The sequence below is a fragment of the Clostridium sp. C2-6-12 genome (genome assembly GCF_009928485.1).
Classification (GTDB): Bacteria; Bacillota; Clostridia; order Clostridiales; family Clostridiaceae; genus Clostridium.
Genome location: NZ_JAABNP010000044.1, coordinates 24800 through 43705, shown reverse-complemented (window position 1 = coordinate 43705; position 18906 = coordinate 24800). Strand labels below are relative to the sequence as shown.

General features: G+C 27.8%; 15 protein-coding genes. 3 read left to right on the top strand and 12 right to left on the bottom strand.

Annotated elements, in window-relative coordinates; translation table 11 throughout:
• Positions 1 to 60: 60 nt before the first annotated feature.
• Genes GXK56_RS24375 through GXK56_RS24365 form a run of 3 tightly spaced genes read right to left on the bottom strand, consistent with a single transcriptional unit; the run spans position 61 to position 2727 of the window.
• Positions 61 to 795 carry an aminotransferase class IV gene (locus GXK56_RS24375; protein WP_160692376.1) on the bottom strand — a complete coding sequence of 245 codons (735 nt, stop codon included), beginning with the start codon at positions 793 to 795 and terminating at the stop codon, positions 61 to 63.
• Positions 795 to 2150, bottom strand: coding sequence for an aminodeoxychorismate synthase component I (gene pabB / locus GXK56_RS24370; protein ID WP_160692374.1), 1356 nt, complete (start codon positions 2148 to 2150; stop codon positions 795 to 797). The genes GXK56_RS24375 and pabB overlap by 1 nt, the downstream gene beginning before the upstream one ends.
• Entirely contained in the window at positions 2143 to 2727 is a 585-nt protein-coding gene (locus GXK56_RS24365) for an aminodeoxychorismate/anthranilate synthase component II (protein ID WP_160692372.1), read from the bottom strand. Before GXK56_RS24365 ends, pabB begins: the two co-directional genes overlap by 8 nt.
• A gap of 169 nt (positions 2728 to 2896) precedes the next feature.
• On the opposite strand from GXK56_RS24365, the gene GXK56_RS24360 reads away from it, so the two are divergent.
• Positions 2897 to 4186, top strand: coding sequence for an MFS transporter (locus GXK56_RS24360; RefSeq protein WP_160692370.1), 1290 nt, complete (start codon positions 2897 to 2899; stop codon positions 4184 to 4186).
• A gap of 69 nt (positions 4187 to 4255) precedes the next feature.
• Positions 4256 to 4828 (top strand): winged helix-turn-helix domain-containing protein, encoded by a 573-nt coding sequence (locus GXK56_RS24355; protein WP_160692368.1) that lies wholly within the window; start codon positions 4256 to 4258, stop codon positions 4826 to 4828.
• Between the two features lie 105 nt (positions 4829 to 4933).
• Here GXK56_RS24355 and GXK56_RS24350 read toward each other — a convergent pair whose 3' ends face one another.
• The 8 genes from GXK56_RS24350 to GXK56_RS24315 all read right to left on the bottom strand — a co-directional run bounded on the left by GXK56_RS24350 (position 4934) and on the right by GXK56_RS24315 (position 17270).
• Positions 4934 to 6295: an MATE family efflux transporter gene (locus GXK56_RS24350; protein ID WP_160692366.1), complete on the bottom strand. Its 1362-nt coding sequence runs from the start codon at positions 6293 to 6295 to the stop codon at positions 4934 to 4936.
• Between the two features lie 260 nt (positions 6296 to 6555).
• Entirely contained in the window at positions 6556 to 9225 is a 2670-nt protein-coding gene (locus tag GXK56_RS28655; RefSeq protein ID WP_160692364.1) for a LuxR C-terminal-related transcriptional regulator, read from the bottom strand.
• A 181-nt stretch (positions 9226 to 9406) separates the two neighbouring features.
• Positions 9407 to 9856 (bottom strand): Hsp20/alpha crystallin family protein, encoded by a 450-nt coding sequence (locus GXK56_RS24340; protein WP_160692362.1) that lies wholly within the window; start codon positions 9854 to 9856, stop codon positions 9407 to 9409.
• 250 nt (positions 9857 to 10106) lie between these two features.
• Positions 10107 to 11294 (bottom strand): class I SAM-dependent rRNA methyltransferase, encoded by a 1188-nt coding sequence (locus tag GXK56_RS24335; RefSeq protein WP_160692360.1) that lies wholly within the window; start codon positions 11292 to 11294, stop codon positions 10107 to 10109.
• 178 nt (positions 11295 to 11472) lie between these two features.
• Positions 11473 to 12660 carry a DegT/DnrJ/EryC1/StrS family aminotransferase gene (locus tag GXK56_RS24330; RefSeq protein ID WP_160692358.1) on the bottom strand — a complete coding sequence of 396 codons (1188 nt, stop codon included), beginning with the start codon at positions 12658 to 12660 and terminating at the stop codon, positions 11473 to 11475.
• Positions 12661 to 12965: 305 nt separating this feature from the next.
• On the bottom strand, positions 12966 to 14126 hold the full coding sequence (locus GXK56_RS24325; RefSeq protein WP_202127937.1) for a methyltransferase domain-containing protein: 1161 nt from the start codon (positions 14124 to 14126) through the stop codon (positions 12966 to 12968).
• Positions 14127 to 14277: 151 nt separating this feature from the next.
• Positions 14278 to 15453: a DegT/DnrJ/EryC1/StrS family aminotransferase gene (locus GXK56_RS24320; protein WP_160692354.1), complete on the bottom strand. Its 1176-nt coding sequence runs from the start codon at positions 15451 to 15453 to the stop codon at positions 14278 to 14280.
• Between the two features lie 107 nt (positions 15454 to 15560).
• The gene (locus tag GXK56_RS24315) at positions 15561 to 17270 is read right to left on the bottom strand and encodes a ribonuclease J (RefSeq protein ID WP_160692352.1); all 1710 of its coding nucleotides are present in this window, start codon (positions 17268 to 17270) and stop codon (positions 15561 to 15563) included.
• Between the two features lie 251 nt (positions 17271 to 17521).
• Here GXK56_RS24315 and GXK56_RS24310 point away from each other — a divergent pair, with 251 nt between their 5' ends.
• The gene (locus GXK56_RS24310) at positions 17522 to 18007 is read left to right on the top strand and encodes a ferritin family protein (protein WP_160692350.1); all 486 of its coding nucleotides are present in this window, start codon (positions 17522 to 17524) and stop codon (positions 18005 to 18007) included.
• Positions 18008 to 18131: 124 nt separating this feature from the next.
• Here GXK56_RS24310 and GXK56_RS24305 read toward each other — a convergent pair whose 3' ends face one another.
• A complete protein-coding gene (locus tag GXK56_RS24305) occupies positions 18132 to 18902 on the bottom strand; it encodes a DUF4931 domain-containing protein (RefSeq protein ID WP_160692348.1) in 771 nt (256 codons plus the stop codon).
• Positions 18903 to 18906 lie beyond the last annotated feature (4 nt).

Genomic DNA, 18906 nt, shown 5'->3' with positions numbered 1-18906 from the left:
CACTATTTATACAGTTTTTATTACTGCCTTTGCCTACTAAAATTATACTCTAACTTATTTCTACTCTAATTTAAGAAGTGATTCATTAAATATTTCTCTCGTTTCTGTTTTTTCATATTTAATATGATCTATCTCAGTTAGAGACATAGCCCTCATTAAACTATTGGTTAAAATCACTTCATCAGATTTTTTTAATTCTTCAAAAGTGATACTTTTTTGCTGAACCATAAAACTTTCAATAAGCTTTCTTCTTATTATTCCATCTAATAGTCCATCTTCAATTCTAGGTGTAAAAATCTCATTATTTTTAACTATAAATATATTAGCACAGCTTGTTTCCGTAACATATCCATTTTCATTTAAGAATATAACATCATCAAAGCCTTTTTTCTTCCCTTCTTCTTTTTCAATTAAATTTTCTATATAGCAGGTAGATTTAATATAACAAAGTCTTGAAGTGCTATTTCTCCTTACTTTTGAAACCGTTAATTTCATACCTTTATTATAATCTTCCTCTTTGTAAGGAAGATTTCTTTGAGTAATTATAATATTCAATGGTGTAACAGTTATTTTAACTGCTTTGTTATTTATGTTTAACTTATCTAAATATAATCTAAGTTCCACTTCTTCTAAAGGAAACATTCCTATTGCTTCTAAAGCTCCATTAAGTCTTTTTAAATGCTCATCTAAAAATATAGGTTTATCTTTCCATAAGATTGTTTCAAAAACGCCTTTTCCAAAAAACACCCCTTCATCAATAGTAACTTTATTTTCACCATAAATTATCTTCCTCATTATAATACCCCCATTAATGCTTTTCCCTTATCTATTGTCTCAAACCATTCTTCTTCTTCAATAGATTCCCAAGTTATTCCGCCTCCAACTCCAAAATATGCTTTATCCTCTTTCTTTACTATAGTCCTAATCACTATATTAAAGTCACTATTCCCTCTTAAATCAAAATATCCTATAGAACCTGTATAAATATTTCTTTTTAATTTTTCAAGTTCCTCTATTATTTCCATTGCCCTTATTTTAGGAGCACCTGTAATTGATCCTCCTGGAAAGCATTCCTTTATACATTTTACTGAAGATATTCCATCTCTTAAAACACCTTCTATTGTAGCTACAAGATGAAAGACTGTTTCATATTTTTCTAATTTAAATAATTCAGTAACCTTTACTGAATTTGGTTTACATACTTTACTTAAATCATTTCTTTCTAAATCCACAATCATTAAGAGTTCTGATTTATCCTTTTCTGAATTAATTAATTCATTTTTATTAGCTTTATCTTCTTCAAGGTTTTTTCCTCTTGGCCTAGTTCCTTTTATTGGTCTAGTTTGAACCAATCCATCTGTAATTGAAATAAATCTTTCTGGTGAAGAGCTTATAACTTGAAAATCTTTAAAGTTCATATATGCTGAAAATGGTGCTTTATTAATTGCTCTTAATTTTTCATATATTTTAAAAGGCTCTTCAGTGCTATTACAACATATTCTTCTGGTCATATTAGCTATATATACATCACCATTTTTAATGTAATCTCTAAGACTTGATATTGCTTCTTCATATTCTAACTTATTAAAATTTGAAAAGAAATTATTTTTTGAAGGCTCTACTTTTATTTCTGAATCCTCTTTATAATTTTCTAAATATTTTTCTATTTCTGCTATACTTCCGAGTGCTTCTTGAATTTGTCCCACAGCTGTTATATAAGTTTTCTTATTTTGTATATCAAAAATAATTAAATTGTCAAAGAAAATAAATATGCTGTCTGGAATACTAAAATCCTCCTCTGAAATATCTGGCAATATCTCTAATATCCTTCCTATATCATAGGAAAAATAGCCAATAGCACCACTTAAAAATGGCATATGACTTTTAAAATCAATTTTATATTCTTCAAGAAGTTCCTCCAATTTTTCAAAAGGATCAACGCCTTCATGTATTTCATTATCAATTACTACACTTCTTCCTTTTGAAATAAATTTTTTATAAGGTTTTAAGCCAATAAAGGAATATTTAGATAAAAGTTTATCTTCTTTTGAACTGTCTAAAAAAATAGTATCTAATTCATTTTTAAAAAGCTTATATGTATGAAATGGATCATAATATGTATTTAACTCTTTTATTTGAAAATTAATCATTTTTAAACCTCTTGCATTCTGCTATAAAATTTTCTAAAAGTTTCTGTCCTTCTTCCGTTAGCTCTGCTTCTGGATGAAATTGAACCCCATGTATAGGCATTACCTTATGCTTAATTCCCATAATCACCTTATCTGAGGTTTCTGCTGTAACCTCTAACTCTTCGGGTAAATTCTCTCTATCTACAACTAATGAATGATATCTAGTTACCTTTAATGGATTTTTCACATTATAGAATAGTTCATTGTTATTATGAATTATTTCACTTATTTTCCCATGCATTGGTTTTTCACCTTTTACAACTTTACCACCAAAATAATGTCCTATACATTGATGCCCTAAGCATATTCCTAGTATTGGAAGTCTTCCTTTAAATTTATCAATTATATCTAAGCATAAGCCTGCCTCAATAGGATTTTTAGGCCCTGGGGATATGATTATGCCCAAATAGTTTTTTTCATCTACCATATTTATATTTATTTTATCATTTCTGACTACTTCTACTTCTTCTCCTATTTCCTCAAAATATCTTACAAGGTTATATACAAACGAATCATAGTTATCTATCATTAATAACATTTAATCATCCCTTCTTATCTCGGATAAATATTCCCTCCAAATTATATATCATCAATTTACTTTTGTATAATAAAAAAACAACACAGTATTGTAATATTATTTTTATTCTGTTAAAATATTTTTAACGTTAAAATAATTTTAACGTTATTTTTTAAACAGGAGGTCCGTAATGAATTTTAATTTATTAAAAAACAAAAATTTTTCTTTATTGATGTTAAGCAAAGCTTTATCTCTCACAGGGACTCAAATGCAAGAATTTGCACTATCATTATATGTTTTAAAAATAAGTAATTCTGCAACTTTGTTTTCCACAGTATTAATTGTTGCAATAATTCCTCAATTGCTTTTCAGCCCTGTAGCTGGAGTTCTATCAGATTGGATGGACAGAAAAGGACTTACAATCTCATTGGACATTGTAAGTGGTATATTAGTACTTATTTTTGCCATAGCTTATAAGAGCTTTGGTGGACTTTCTATTTCAGGAATTTATATTTTAGTTATATTTCTATCATTAATCTCTTCTTTATATCAACCTGCTATTGGCACAATAATCCCTACTGTAGTTAAAAAAGATGATTTAGTAGATGCTAATGGTCTAAGCTCCTTAATCCTTACTATAGGAAATTTAATTGCTCCTTTTATAGCTGGTATTTTGTTTGGATCTTATGGACTTGTTATTATTTTATTAATTAATTCTTCAAGCTTTTTCTTTTCCTCTTTCGCTATATTCTTTATTAAAATGAAAAAATCAAATCATATGCCGAAGGAAATAAACCTTAAAGCTTTTAATTCAGATTTTAAAGAAGGTCTTAAGTTCATTAAAGAAAATTCCATAATATTAAATATTATTATTTTAGCTTCTTCTTTAAACTTTGTCTTCAGTCCTTTATTTTCTACTGGTATAACCTTTATCAGTAAAAAACTATTTGAAATATCAGATTTCCAATATGGTTTTATGCAAATGATCTTATTCTCTTCTATGCTTATATCACCATTTATAACTGGTAAATTAACTCAAAAATTTTCCTTAGGTAGTTTATTATTTTATAATTTCTTTATTTGCTCAATTCTTATTGGAATTATGTCAATTATTCCTTCACCTATATTTTTAAGCTTATTCAATAGCAACTTAATTCCATATATAAGCATTACAGTAATGTGCTTTTTTATAATTCTTCTTATAACTATTGCTAATATTGCAATAAGTTCTATGGTTCAAAATTTAGTTCCTTTAGCTATGCTGGGAAGAGTATCTACTGTTATGAATACCTGCTGTACCTCAATTATGCCTTTAGGACTTATTTTATTTGGGATTCTATTTGACTCAATAAGCGCTTGGATTTGTGTCCTAATTTGTTTTTTTATCTTACTTTCAACTATATTGATATTAAAGAAATCACTTTTAAAGCCTAATAATTCTAATTCTATTAAAATTTCTGAAGAATTTAATACAATTTAAATACAACTTTTAATCACCTCAATAGCAAAATAATTTATAATACGCTATAATAAACTTGGAGGTGATAAAATGAAAGATAGTATTACGCTTACTAGTGTAGAAGAAATTAAAGCCTTCTCTGATCCATATAGATATAAAATCTTAATGTGTTTTTATAATATGAAAAGACCTTGTACTGTAAAAGAAATAGCTGTTGCTTTAGATGAAGTTCCAGCAAATGTACATTATCATGTTAAAAAATTAGAAAAAGTTAATATATTGAAACTTGTTCATACTAAAGAAATCAATGGCATTATAGCGAAATATTATGAGCCTACAGCAAAAAGTTTTAACATAAATTCTCTTGATCAAATGGTTGAACCGGTAAAAAAACTTATTTTATCGGAAAGCAAGCAAGCTATTTCTCAGATCTATGATGACAGTAAAAATATTTTTCTTAATCATATGGAAAATTCACCAGACTCTAAACACACAAAAAATAGTACCTTGAGCATGGAGAATTTATACTTAACTGAAAATCAAGCAAAAGAATTCGCTGAATATATAAAGAATTTTATGGAGAATCACTGCAATGATTCAAATAATGATGAAGAATTAAAACATTATCATTGTTTTTTCACCATTGTTGGCTTAAATAATTAATAAAATCCCAATACAGGTCTTAGCTTGTATTGGGATTTTATATTCTACTTAAAGTCTTTATCATTATATATTTATTGCAACATATATATAGTTTTATTGATATAATTATGAATAAGCCTTTTTACTATATACTTCTAATTTTTCTTTATATTTTCCTGATAAATAATATCCCATACTACAAAGCATAGAAAATATGCAGGTAGCTAAAATTGCATACCATATTCCTTTAATTCCAAGGTTTGTTTGAGACATGAAATCAGATAATGGTATTCTTAAGCCTAATAGAGATACTGCTGATATTATCATGGTTACCATTGTTTTTCCTGAACCATTAATTATTCCATTACTCACAAAGCTTATACTAAACATTAAATAACCAATTGCATTAATCCTTAAATATGAGGAACCTATATCTAAAATTCCTGTATCCCTTGCAAATACCATAAGAATTTCTTTGGGGAAAATTTCAATTAATAAAGCTACAACTGCAATTGTACTAAAAAGTATCATTACTCCCCATTTAAATACTTCTTCTACTCTTTCTAATTTATTAGCACCAATATTTTGTCCTGTTATAACAGCAGCTGCAGTTCCAATAGCCATTGAAGGCATTAAAGCTAAATAATCAACTTTACTTGCAGCACCATAAGCAGCAATAGAGTCACCTCCAAATCTGCTTACAAAAGAAGTTATAAATATAAGACTTATTGGCATTAAACATTGTTGAATAGTTGAAGGCATTCCTATTTTTAAAATATCTAATATTATATTCTTATCTAAGGCAAATCTTTTAGGAATAAGATTTATATCAAACTTTTTCCTCTTCAAATATATAACTGCACAAATTATTGCACATGTTCCAGAGATAAATGATGCAAAGGCTGCACCATCTAATTGAAATTTCATTATAAGAAATGGATCTAATATAGCATTTATAATTGTTGATAAAACTAAGAACACTACTGAAGTTTTAGTATCCCCCATTCCAGATAAAATTGAATTAATTACATAATATATATAATTTACAAAGGTAGATAAAAGTAAAATACTTAAATAACTCGATGCCATATTAAATATATTTTCCGGTGCTCCCATTAAAGTTAAAAGTTCATTTCTAAAAAAAAGTACTAAAGCTACAAGTACAGCTGCTACCATTGAAAATAGTGAAAAGGAAGTTTCTATTATCTTATTTATCATTCCAAAATTTTTAGCACCATAATTTCGAGATATTAATATGGATACTGCCGAAGTTGAGCCTGCTGCTATTGCAATTAATATAAAGGTAATTGGAAAACTTACAGAGGATGCTGCCATTGCATCCTTCCCCAATAAATTCCCAATCCAGATAGTATTAATTATTGTATAACCCATAGTCAAAAAAAGCCCTATAACCATTGGTATTGCAAATTTTAATATATGCTTTTTAATACTCCCTGTAGTAAAATCATTTCCTGTTGTTTTTTTCATTTTTCATATCCTCCTAAAATAAAACTAGATATTTTATATAATTTCTGAAATCTAATTAGGTTTTCTAGTGACTTTCTCTGTTCAAAAAATTTAAATATCTGTTATAGATACATTTTACTAATTTAAGAGGATATTTTAATCACCCATATTAAATTGATTAAACTGGGTGATTTTTCAACCACCCAGTTTAATCAATTTAATATGTTATTATTACTTTCAAATAATTATTTCTTACTCAATAAATACAATATATATTCTAATTAAATTCCAAGTTCATTAGCTTTTGCTAATGCTTCTGTTCTGCTATGAACTTCAAGCTTCGTATATATATTTAAAAGATGGGTTTTTACAGTATTAACTGATACAAATAGAGAATTAGCAATTTCTGTATTGTTTAACCCTTCTTTTAGATACTTCAAAACTTCCATTTCTCTTATGCTTAAAATTTCATTTGTATCCGCATCTTTTTCTTCTTTATTACCAAAAGCTCTAATTATATTATTTAGAAATATAGCTTGGTCTTTATCTAAACTTGTTATAAGCTTTTCTTTTTCTCTGAGTATTATATTAATTAAATACTCACCTTCATCTAAAAATATTCTAAGATAATTTTCCTTATAAGAAATATTCACAGCTTTAATGATATCTTCTAGCATCTCTTCAATATTGCTTTTTTTCTCACTAATAATGCTTTTTAAAATCAATACTTCCGCAAGTACCCTATAAATTTTCATACTTTCAAAACTTACATAAAGCTTATTGGCTAATTCCTCAGCTTCTTCCATATGATTGCTTAAGATAAAATATCTCAATTTAGTAATGCAATAATGAGCATAACCTATATTGCTTACATCTATCTTGTAAAGCTCATCATTTTTTATCCATTTTTCAGCTTCATAAATCTTTCCACTTCTTAACAAAATATTTTCACTTATTACAAGAAGCTCCGTTCCTAAATCAAATAATTTAGTATTAGTGATAATCTTCTTAGCAGATTTTATTAAATCAATAGCTTCTGTAACCTTTGAATTTGCGAAATTTATTTTAGCTAAAAGCATGTAACTTCTACAAAGCACCCAGATTACTTCACCTTTTTTAGCAAATTCGAGAGCCTTAATTGCGTTTTCCTTTGCCTTAGGTAAGTCATTCCATTCATAATATACCTCAGCTAAATCATTATATACCTCACCTGCTATAGGTATATTTTCAGCATGCCGTATTTGAAAATATTTCAATATGTTTATGCATTGCTTTTCAGCCTCACAAAGATTGCCTCTTAGTATTTTTGATATGATTATGCTTCTATTTGACATAACCGTTAAATAATAATTATTTATGTTTTGGCTGATTTTAAGACTTTCCTCATAAAATTCCAAAGCCTTAAGTACCTCTCCATCATAAATACAAGCAGCTCCGCTTAAAAGTGCTGTTGCTGCATGAAGGATATTTTGATTATGTTCATTACTATAATTCCTAGCTTTTTCCAAATACTTATTGATTTTACTGCTGTCCTTCTCCAAGGTTGCAAGCATTGCTCTAATAATCATTACTTCTGTATCATAATATTTATTTTCTTCATTATCTTTATGTCTTTTTAAATAATCTTCTATATGATTTAAATGTTTTTCAGTTTCTTCATAATTACCATTAGTACATGTAAACCATGCAGCATTCATACATAATCTAATACTTTCATAAAATTTTTCTTTTGGAATCGCCATATACCAATCATAAACTTTTTTCATTTCACCACTAAACATTAAATTTTCATCTATTTTTTCTATTATTAATATTGCTTCCTCATAATTTTCTGCCTTTAAATAAAAGTTTACGCTTTGAGATATAAAACCATTATTTCTATACCATTCTGCTGCTGCACTATATAGCTCAGAAGATATATCTTCCATTCTAATGTCTCTTCTATTTTTTAAGAACTCTCTAAATAAATGATGATATCTATACCATTCTTTATTTTCATCTAAGGGTATCATAAACAAATTTTCATTATCCAATTTTTCTAAAAACTCTTGGCTATTGTCTATTTGAGCAACCTTATTACATAACTCAAAATTCATTTCATCTAATATGGAAGTTTTCATAAGAAACTCTTGTGTTTTTTCATCAAGCATAATAAATACTTCTTCCATTAAATAATCTAAAATATATCTGTGATCTCCATTAAAGCTTTTTACTACATTTTCTTCACTATTATTTCTCTTTAAAAAAAGTGCTGCCATTTGAAGTCCAGCTGCCCAGCCTTCAGTTCGCTTTTCTAAAACTCTCAAGCTGTTAATAGATATATGGACCTTCATTACTTCTCTAAAAAAGAATTCCATTTCTTCTTTTGTAAAACTTAAATCCTCCTGAGATAATTGAAGTAAACTATCAGTTCCTCTAAGCTTAGGTATTCCAATATCAGGTATCACCCTAGTTAATATTATAAAATGCACATTTGATGGCATATTTCTTATAAAAAATTTTAATTGTTCATATATATTATTATTACTAATTAAATATAAATCATCTAAAATAATAAATATATCTTTTTCTAAATTATATAATTCATTAATAAGTACAGCTAAAATTTCTGTTTCAAAGCCATCTTGAAGTTCTACAGACTTTAATGAATCAAAAGATTCTTTTACGATTCCATCTTGTATTTTATCAATAGAGTACATAATATACTTCCAAAAAATTAATGGTTCACTATCTCTTTCATCTAAAGATATCCATGCTGTATAATATCTATCCCTTATATTAGTAAGCCATGAAGATACCAAAGTGCTCTTTCCAAATCCTGCTGGAGCTGTTATTAATGCAACCTTATAATTAATAGCCTCATTTAATTTATTAAATAAATCTGCTCTATTTACTAATTTTTCTTTTACTTTAGGTATATTTATTTTACTTTTAATAAACCCCTTTTCCATTGCTTTTATCATCCTTTAAATTCATAGTTACTAACATTTTACTACTATATCGATATTTTCACCATAAAAATAAATGAGATAGCCAAGAACTTGCTTTAAGCAATTTTCCTGACTATCTCATCATATCTTATTCAGTTTTATTATTTAAAATTCTTCTACTAATTAATCTATCTTATCTAACTTATTCAATTAAAATTTTATTACTTTCAGTAATAGTTGGTGTTAATTTAGGTAAAACTATATGCAATTCTCCATTTTCAAATTTTGCAGAAACTTTTTCTTTATCAACATTTTCTACATGAAAACTTCTTGCAATTTGCCCATAAGTTCTTTCTCTTCTAATGTAATTATCTTTTTCTTCATTGATTTCTTCATGTCTAGTTGCTGAAATTATTAATGTATTGTCTTTATATTCTAGATTGATGTCTTCCTTTTTCACTCCTGGCAATTCTGCTGATACTAAGTATTCATTTTCAGTTTCTTTTATATCAGCATTGAATTTTTGGTTGTTTCCAAAAACATTAGTCATTGGTGAAAAGAAATCATCATTGAAAAATCCATTGAAGAAATCGTCAATTTTGCCTCCCTTCCTATCTACTCCATTAGTTCTAAAAGGTATCAATCCAAACATAACAAGACCTCCTTCTTTAATTATTATTTTTTTCTTTGTTTTAGTATTTTTATTTCCTTTTACAATTAAATTATATCCCGAAGGTCAGGGAAGGTCAAAATCAATAAAATTATTTTTATTTGCTTTTTCTTACTTAAATATTGATTATATAAAATTATCTTTATATTTCTAATTATTTCTTTAAATTTCTTAAATTTTTAACGCAATATAAATATAGCCTTCAATCTCATTTTGATTGAAGGCTAATACTTTAATAAACTCTCACAAATACAACCTTTAAGTAGTTCCCTTCTGGAAATTTTTCTGTCACTGCAAAATCTTCCGGAAGGCTATGTTCTTCTAAAATATCATAATTTTTATGCAATTCTTTAAAAGCATCATCTATAAATTTTTTAAATTTAACCATATTAAAGGTAGCGCAATTAGTTGAAGCTACAATTACGCCCTCATCTTCTGTTATCTCAATTGCTGATTTCATCAAGTCTTTATAATCCTTTGCTGCACTAAATCTATTATCCTTAGAGGTTGCAAAGCTTGGTGGGTCAAGAATAACCACATCAAATTTTAATTCTTCTTTCTTAGCACGTTTAAAATAACGAAAAACATCTTCAACAATTATCTCATGATTTGCAGCGTTAATATTATTTATAGTGAAATTTTCAGTTGTTTTTTCTAAACTTCTACTTGCTAAGTCAACACTTGTAGTAATAGCTCCACCTTTTGCTGCCGCCATTGAAAAAGCACCTGTATAAGAAAAAGTATTTAACACCCTTTTTCCTCTAGAATATTTATCTCTAATAGATTTTCTTACATCCTTTTGGTCTAAAAATACTCCAACCATTGCTCCATCATTTAAATAAATTGCAAAGTTGACCCCATTTTCTTTAACTATAAGAGGTTCTGGTGCTTTTCTTCCACATAAATAACTATCTTCATCAACCACCATTCCATTTTCTTCAAATCTCTTCTTTTCATATATTCCATCAAAAGAAACTAAAGCTTTTATAGCCTTTATTATATTATCCTTAAATACATACATTCCTTTGCTGTACCAAGTGATAAGATAATATTCGTCAAAATAATCAATAGTAAGGCCACCAATCCCATCGCCTTCACCATTAAAAACTCTAAAAGCAGTTGTATCCTTTGAATGATAAAATCTCATTCTTTTGGAAAATGCATTTCTAAGCTTATCATAGAAAAACTTATAATCAAGATTGCTGTTTTTGCTATTACTTAAAATCCAGCCACAGCCTTTGTTTTGCTTTCCATAATATCCCTTACCCAAAATAGCTTTCTTTTCATCTACAAGGGTTATTATTTGCCCTTCTTCTTTAAGAACCTTTGGATTTTCTAAAGCCTCTTCTAAAATTAATGGATATCCTTTTTTATATTTATTAATAAATTCCTTTTTTACTCCAATTATTGTTTCTTTCATATATATGTACCTTCCTAAACAGCTTAATGTATTAAATTCTAAATAATTATATCATATTTGAAAGCTGGTTAATTAATAATTTGTAGATTTTTATATGAACCGAAAAAATCGCATTATACTAAGTTGGATTATTTTCAACTTAGTATAATGCGACAATAGTGCAAAATATAAAATCTATTTAAATTACTGCTCTTAAATTATCTATTATATATTCTTTTTGCTCACTACTTAACTCAGGGAAAATTGGAATAGCAAATGTTCTATGTGACAAATACTCAGCTACAGGCATATCTCCTTCTTTATATTCAAGTTCTGTATATGCCTTTTGTAAATGAATAGGAACTGGATAATAAACTCCTGTGCTAATACCTTTGTCTTTAAGTTTATTAATTATTTCCTCTCTATTTTCAGCTTGAACTACATACATATTATATACTGACTTACTTTCTGGTATTGAAACAGGAAGTGTTAAGTCTGTATCTTTTAATTTTTCATCATATTCCTTTGCATTTTCTCTTCTTTTTTCATTCCATTCATCTATTTTAGGAAGTTTAACTCTTAAAATTGCTGCTTGAACTGCATCTAATCTAGTATTAAATCCAATTAAATAGTTATAATACTTTAATGGATTATAAACTGTATCATCATGGCCTTCTGAAGTTTTAATTTCTTCTGTTATATTATTCAATAAATTATATGCTTTTTGACCATTTTCTCCACTTCCATGAGTTCTAAGTGCTCTTAAAATTGTTGCTATATTATCATCTGAAGTTGTAATAATACCACCATCTCCAGCACATCCAAGGTTTTTAGTTGGGAAGAAAGAAAAACATCCTACATCTCCAATTGAACCAACTTTTTCTCCTTTATACTCAGAACCAACTGCCTGCGCAGCATCTTCTATGACTTTCAAATTATGCTTTTTAGCAATTGCCATTATTTGATCCATTTTAGCTGCTTGTCCAAAAATATGTACAGGCATAATTGCTTTTGTCTTTTCAGTAATTTTCTCTTCTATTTTTAATGGATCTATATTATAAGTTTCCTTTTCAACATCAACAAAAACAGGGATTGCGCCTACAGATGAAATGCTTTCTGCTGTAGAAAAGAAGGTAAATGGTGTAGTTATAACCTCATCGCCTTTCCCAACACCAGCTGCCATAAGTGCTAAAACTAATGCATCTGTTCCATTTCCAACAGATATAGCATGTTTAGCACCTATATATTCAGCAAATTCCTTTTCAAATTCTAATACTTCTTTCCCCATTATATAGTTAGCAGATGAAAGAACCTCCATAACAGCCTTTCCTGCTTTTTCTTCGACTAATTTATATTGTGCTTTTAAATCCACCAATGGTATATTCATTTATCTATATCTCCTTTTCTATATTTCATATAACTTTCTCTATACATTTAGAATTATATTTTTAAACACACATAATTATATATTTCACATTTTTTACATTGAACCTAAGGCTAAAAATATTCCTATCCCCAAAGTTAATAATATTCCTAAACTTATTGCTCACATAGCTAAAAATTTTTTATTTCTCTTAATACTGCCATTAACTAGTCCAATTATTGAAACTATCATAAATATAATTATGAGATTAAATGTCATTAAAAATCCTCCCAATTTGTTAGTCTTCAGAGTATTTTCTCTTTTGTCTCTTATTTCATTGCCTTAAACATGCATGTTTTTGTTGTTATTGATATGTAACCATTTTTTGAAATATACTCTTCTAAATACTTTTTGAATGCCTTTTTCTTTTCTCCAACAAGTATTGAACTGCCTTGTATTGTTGAAGCTTTATATGAAACTACTGGCTCTGGATCATCAACTATAATTTTTCCTTCTAATATTTCTACATCAACATTACTGAAATACTTTTTAATAATAGGTTCTCCATTTTCCAATTCAAATCTAGCGGAATATCCATTATTATCAATACCAAGACTAGAATCAAATTTTTCAGCAAGCTCATTTAATTCTGCCATAGCTTCACATGAATTAACTGTAATATAAGCTATACCGCCTGGAACTAGAACTCTTTTAATTTCAGCTAATGCTTTTTCTATATTAGGTGAAAAATAAATCATATGTTTTGCAATTACAATATCAAAACTTTCATCTTCATAAGGTATGTTTTCTACATTTATTTCTTCATATTTAAAATTATGCTTTAGCTCTTTTAATTTCTCTTTTGTACTCTTTAGCATCCCTTTTGAAAAATCAGATAATGTAATATCTAAATTTTCATTTATACTTTCTTTATTCTTGTACCACAACTTACCAGTTCCACAACCTACCTCTAATACCCTTGCATTTTGTGGAAAGTAAATTTGATTAAAGCACCACTTATCAAAATCTATTTTATTTGTATTATAGCTATGAAGATTATTTCTAATATTAAGATTTTTATCGCTTTTATATTGCTCCCTAACTACACTTTCAATATTAGTTATTTTTATAAGTTCAATAAGATTGTTAGCATCTAAGAAGCCATTTTTCTTTGCTGTATTTTTAGCTTTGTTAAAAACCTCTATAACAGCATCAATATGTTTTTTCTTTTCCTCTAGAGCCTTCTTTTGAATACTTATCATATTCTCAAGATTTTCTCCACTTTCATATAAAATATGACTTATTTCATTTAATGGTAATCCAATAAATTTTAAGGTTGTAATTTGTTGAAGCTTTAAAAAGTCCTCTTCACAGTAAATCCTATATCCTGCTTCAGTTTTCTCTGATGGCTTAAGAAGTCCGATTTTATCGTAGTGAAGTAATGTTTTTACAGTTACACCTGATCTTTTAGCAAATTCACCAATCTTCAATATTATCCCTCCCATTAAATCAATTGTAATCTCCTACCTGAGGTTAGAGTCAATATTTATTTATAAAATAACTACTAAAATAATTTAAATTCAAAATAATACCCACAGCTTATTACATTACCTTTTAATAAACTGTAGGTATTTTTTATTCTTATAGTAATTCTTTAATTACTTTTACTGTTTCTTCTGCTATATACGCTGCATCTTCTAATGATAATGTTGTATATACTGGAAGTGTTATTTCATTTTCATATTGTGCATAAGCATTTGGATAATCCTTTATATCATATCCAAGGTTCTTATAAAGAGTTAACATAGGAAGTGGTTTATAGTGAACATTAGTTGCTATTCCTATTTCAGCTAACTTTTGAATAGCAGCATTTCTCTTTTCTTCATTAAAGCCTTTTACTCTATAAAGATATAAATGGTATGATGTTTCAGTTCCATTATCATCTTTTGTAAATGGAATTATTGAGAAATCTTCTTTTGATAATATATCAGTATATGTTTTGAAAATTTGTCTTCTTTTTTCTAACATTCCTTCATATCTCTTAAGCTGAACATTTCCAATAGCTGCTCCTATATCTGTTAAGTTACATTTTAATCCATCATTTATAATATCATACTCCCAAGCTCCAGCCTTAAGCTTACTTAAAGCATCTTTTGATTGACCATGCATAGCAGTAAATCTCATATATTGAAGTAAGTCTTCCTGACCTCTGAAGTTATTATCATTAAAGGTAACTGCCCCACCTTCTCCTGTAGTTAAATTCTTAACTGCATGGAAAGAAAATGAATGAAAATCACATTGAGATCCAACAGGTTCTCCCTTATATTTTGCACCAAAAGAGTGCGCTGAATCACAGCTTATCATAATATCTTCTCTGTTTAAATCTTTTAATAATTTCTTTAATGCATCATAATCAAAAGGTACTCCTGCAATATCTACAGGCATAATTACTTTTGTTTTATCTGTAATCTTTTCAGCAATTTTATCTATATCCATTTCAAAAGTGTCTTTTTTAACATCAACATATACTGGCTTAGCACCTCTATGTATTCCTACACTTGAAGTTGCTGTATATGTGTAAGGTGTTGTTATTATTTCATCACCTTCTTTAATATCAAATACTTTTAGCACTAATTCCATTGCAGCAGTTGCGCTATTTAATGCTAATGCTTTATTAACTTTTAAATAATCTTGTATTCCTTCTTCAAATTTAGCAAGCTGTGGCCCTGAAGTAATCCATCCTGATCTTAACACCTCCGCTACTGCTTCTATCTCTTCTTCTGTTATATCAGGTGGTGAAAATGGTATCTTTTTCATATAATTCTTCCTCTCCTCCATAGGCATATGCCTAATATAAAATTAAAATTTATGTTTCCTTTAATCTTATTATAAACTCCCCCCTAAGGTTAGAGTCAAGAAAAATATTATACTTCAACAATTACTGGCAATATCATTGGTTTTTTCTTCATTTTATCATATATAAAATTATCTAATTCTCTTCTTATTCCATTTTTAATTTCTCCCCACTGAGTTATATCATTTTCTAAACATTTTTCTACAGCCTTCTCAGCAATACTTCTAACTTCATCTATTAGTTCTTCTGAATTTCTTACATATACAAAACCTCTTGAAACTATATCTGGTCCTGAGGTTATAATCTTATTTTTCCTGTCTATCGCCACTACTATTGTAATAATACCATTTTCGGCTAAATTCTTTCTATCCCTTAAAACCATGTTTCCTACATCGCCAACCCCCATTCCATCAACAAGAACTCTTCCAAATGGTGCTTTACCTGTTATTTCTCCTTTATTTTTTGATACTTCAAGTATATCTCCCAGTCCTAATATAAATATACTCTTTTCATCAATCCCCATACTTTGAGCAATTTTAGCATGGGTAAATAAATGTTTATACTCTCCGTGTATAGGTACAAAAAATTTAGGATTTAATAAACTAATAATAAGTCTAAGCTCTTGCTCACATGCATGCCCTGATACATGAATATCTTCTATTGCTTTATAAATTACATTTGCACCTTTAACTATTAAATCATTTATTACATTTGAAACTGCTTTTTCATTTCCTGGTATTGGAGTTGCAGATATAATAACAGTATCACCTTTTTCTATTTGTATATGCCGATGAGTTGCTGCTGCTATTCTTGTAAGCCCTGCCATAGATTCTCCCTGGCTTCCAGTTGTAACAATAGTAATTTTATCACTTGGATAATTTTTCATTTCATCTAAACTAATCATCATGTCCTCTGGGATAAACAAATATCCTAACTCTCTTGCTACTTCTGAGATATTTTCCATGCTTCTTCCACTAAAAGCTATTTTTCTATTATATTTTATGGAACAATCACTTATCTGCTGGAGCCTATGCACGTTGGATGCAAAGGTAGATACTATTATCCGACCTGTAGCTTTACTAAAAAGGCTATCTAATTTTTCACCCACTGATTTTTCTGACATAGTATAACCTTTATGAAGGGCATTAGTACTTTCAGATAATAATAATAAAACTCCCTTTTTTCCTAACTGAGCATATCTTTGCAAATCCATTACTTTTTCATCAATTGGTGTGAAATCCACCTTAAAATCACCAGTATGAACTATGACACCTATTGGTGTATGTATTGCTATTGAACAACTGTCTGGTATGCTGTGGTTATTTCTGATATACTCTATTTTTATTTGATTCAACTCTACTGTATCACCAGGCTGAACTATATTTAAAGTACAATCATTAACCATTTTATGTTCTTTTAATTTAATTTCTATCAATCCTAGTGCAAGCTTAGTAGCATATACAGGTACATTGATTTGCTTTAATATATAAGGCAAAGAACCTATATGATCCTCATGGCCATGTGTAATAAAGAATCCTTTAACCTTATCTTTGTTTTTAATTAAATATGTTACATCAGGAATTACAACATCGATTCCATAAAGATCTTCATCAGGAAATGCCAAACCACAATCTATTACTATTATTTCGTCCTTATATTCAAATGCAGTCATATTTTTCCCAATTTCCTCTATTCCGCCTAGTGGAATTATTTTTAATGGACTTGTTTTAGCCTTTGTTTTTTTATTTCCTTTAACTTTTTCAATTTCATTATTATCCATATTATCACCCCTTGTATTAATATAATTTAATTGTTTACAAATAACTTCAAATATATGAGTATTATTTGCAAATTTATTCAAAAAAACACTGTCACAAAATAGAAATTAACTTTTAATTTAATACTTGTTATTATTACATTTTGAAATTCCTTATATAATACAAATGAATAAAAAGGGATTTGAAAATAAATATAGAATTATAACAAATATTATTAATTTTATTATTTAAATACAATTTGGAGGTGCAATTTATGAACATTTTAGAATTTGCTATTAATATGGAACTTGAAGGTGAAAAATATTATAAAATGCAAGCAGAAAAAAGTAATGATAATAGCTTAAAGAATATTTTTTTAATACTGGCAAGAGATGAAAATGATCATGCTAAAATCTTGCAAAACAAGTCTAATAATCTACCATATGAATTAAATAATAATGAAACACTATCTGAAGCTAAAAATTTGTTTAAAGGAATCAAAGATTTTGAAAATGAAATCAAACAAACTCCTGATCAGTTAGATTTATATAGAGCAGCTCTTGAAAAAGAAACCGAAAGTATACAGCTTTATGAAAAATTGTTATCAGAAGCTAATGATGATGAATCTATAGATTTATTTAAATTCCTAATAAATCAAGAAAAAGATCATTATACAACACTTGATGAATTAGTTTCCCAATTAAATAAAAGTAACGATTGGGTTGAATCAGCTGAATTTGGTGTAAGACCAGAGGATTAAAATTTAATCAGGCTTAATACTCGTTTTGGGTTCAATATAAAGAATCTCTAAATAATTGATATTTATCAATCATTTAGAGATTCTTGTATTTTAGTATCTACCGATTATATTAAATTAATCAACCTTATTGAAAATACATTATTTTCAATTTTTCTGCTATTTCTTCTTCACAGCTTGATATCTGTTTTATGCCATATCCAAGAAGCAATGGTGAACTGCTGAATCTAGGCATTACCTTACAAATAATCCTTCCTTTTATATGATAAAAGAATATGTTAAAGCTGTCACACTTTACAAAATAATTGTTTAATAAATAATGAACAACTTTTCTTAAATTAAATGCAAGTTCATTTAATCCATATAAATCATCATCAATTATTATATTGAACTCAGTAAATCCATTAAAGGGTCTATGTGATAAATTAACTAGACAATGATCACTTTTATGAATTTCTATTCCTTCAAAATATTCATCTTTTATTTTTTCTTTATAATCAATGTCATCAATTCCCACAATCTGCATATGCGGGTGCTTTAAGCTTCCTCCAGAATGAGGTCCATGGTTTTTATAAAAGATAACAGATTTAAATTCTCCACTTTCCTCAATCTTCAACCAATGCTTAACACCAAATCTTACTAATTCCTGCATATGTTCTACTGAATAATCTCCCATATCAATATCACAATTATAAGTTTCTATAAGAACTAATTGATATGTATCTTTTATGGTTGGATACTTATTTTTAAGTAATATAAATGGGCCCTTTTCATCAATAATATCTGTTAATTTATCTCTATTGCAAAATGGGCATTCTTTCATATTCACTTTTTTAAACTCATTAGGTTTATCTTTATTAATATCATTTAAAAATATTAAATATTTTTCTTTTTCCATTTGT

Excerpts from the sequence above, each read along its gene's own strand:
- GXK56_RS24375 (WP_160692376.1), bottom strand. The coding sequence starts at position 795 with ATGAGGAAGATAATTTATGGTGAAAATAAAGTTACTATTGATGAAGGG.
- pabB (WP_160692374.1), bottom strand. The coding sequence starts at position 2,150 with ATGATTAATTTTCAAATAAAAGAGTTAAATACATATTATGATCCATTT.
- GXK56_RS24365 (WP_160692372.1), bottom strand. The coding sequence starts at position 2,727 with ATGTTATTAATGATAGATAACTATGATTCGTTTGTATATAACCTTGTA.
- GXK56_RS24360 (WP_160692370.1), top strand. The coding sequence starts at position 2,897 with ATGAATTTTAATTTATTAAAAAACAAAAATTTTTCTTTATTGATGTTA.
- GXK56_RS24355 (WP_160692368.1), top strand. The coding sequence starts at position 4,256 with ATGAAAGATAGTATTACGCTTACTAGTGTAGAAGAAATTAAAGCCTTC.
- GXK56_RS24350 (WP_160692366.1), bottom strand. The coding sequence starts at position 6,295 with ATGAAAAAAACAACAGGAAATGATTTTACTACAGGGAGTATTAAAAAG.
- GXK56_RS28655 (WP_160692364.1), bottom strand. The coding sequence starts at position 9,225 with ATGGAAAAGGGGTTTATTAAAAGTAAAATAAATATACCTAAAGTAAAA.
- GXK56_RS24340 (WP_160692362.1), bottom strand. The coding sequence starts at position 9,856 with ATGTTTGGATTGATACCTTTTAGAACTAATGGAGTAGATAGGAAGGGA.
- GXK56_RS24335 (WP_160692360.1), bottom strand. The coding sequence starts at position 11,294 with ATGAAAGAAACAATAATTGGAGTAAAAAAGGAATTTATTAATAAATAT.
- GXK56_RS24330 (WP_160692358.1), bottom strand. The coding sequence starts at position 12,660 with ATGAATATACCATTGGTGGATTTAAAAGCACAATATAAATTAGTCGAA.
- GXK56_RS24320 (WP_160692354.1), bottom strand. The coding sequence starts at position 15,453 with ATGAAAAAGATACCATTTTCACCACCTGATATAACAGAAGAAGAGATA.
- GXK56_RS24315 (WP_160692352.1), bottom strand. The coding sequence starts at position 17,270 with ATGGATAATAATGAAATTGAAAAAGTTAAAGGAAATAAAAAAACAAAG.
- GXK56_RS24310 (WP_160692350.1), top strand. The coding sequence starts at position 17,522 with ATGAACATTTTAGAATTTGCTATTAATATGGAACTTGAAGGTGAAAAA.
- GXK56_RS24305 (WP_160692348.1), bottom strand. The coding sequence starts at position 18,902 with ATGGAAAAAGAAAAATATTTAATATTTTTAAATGATATTAATAAAGAT.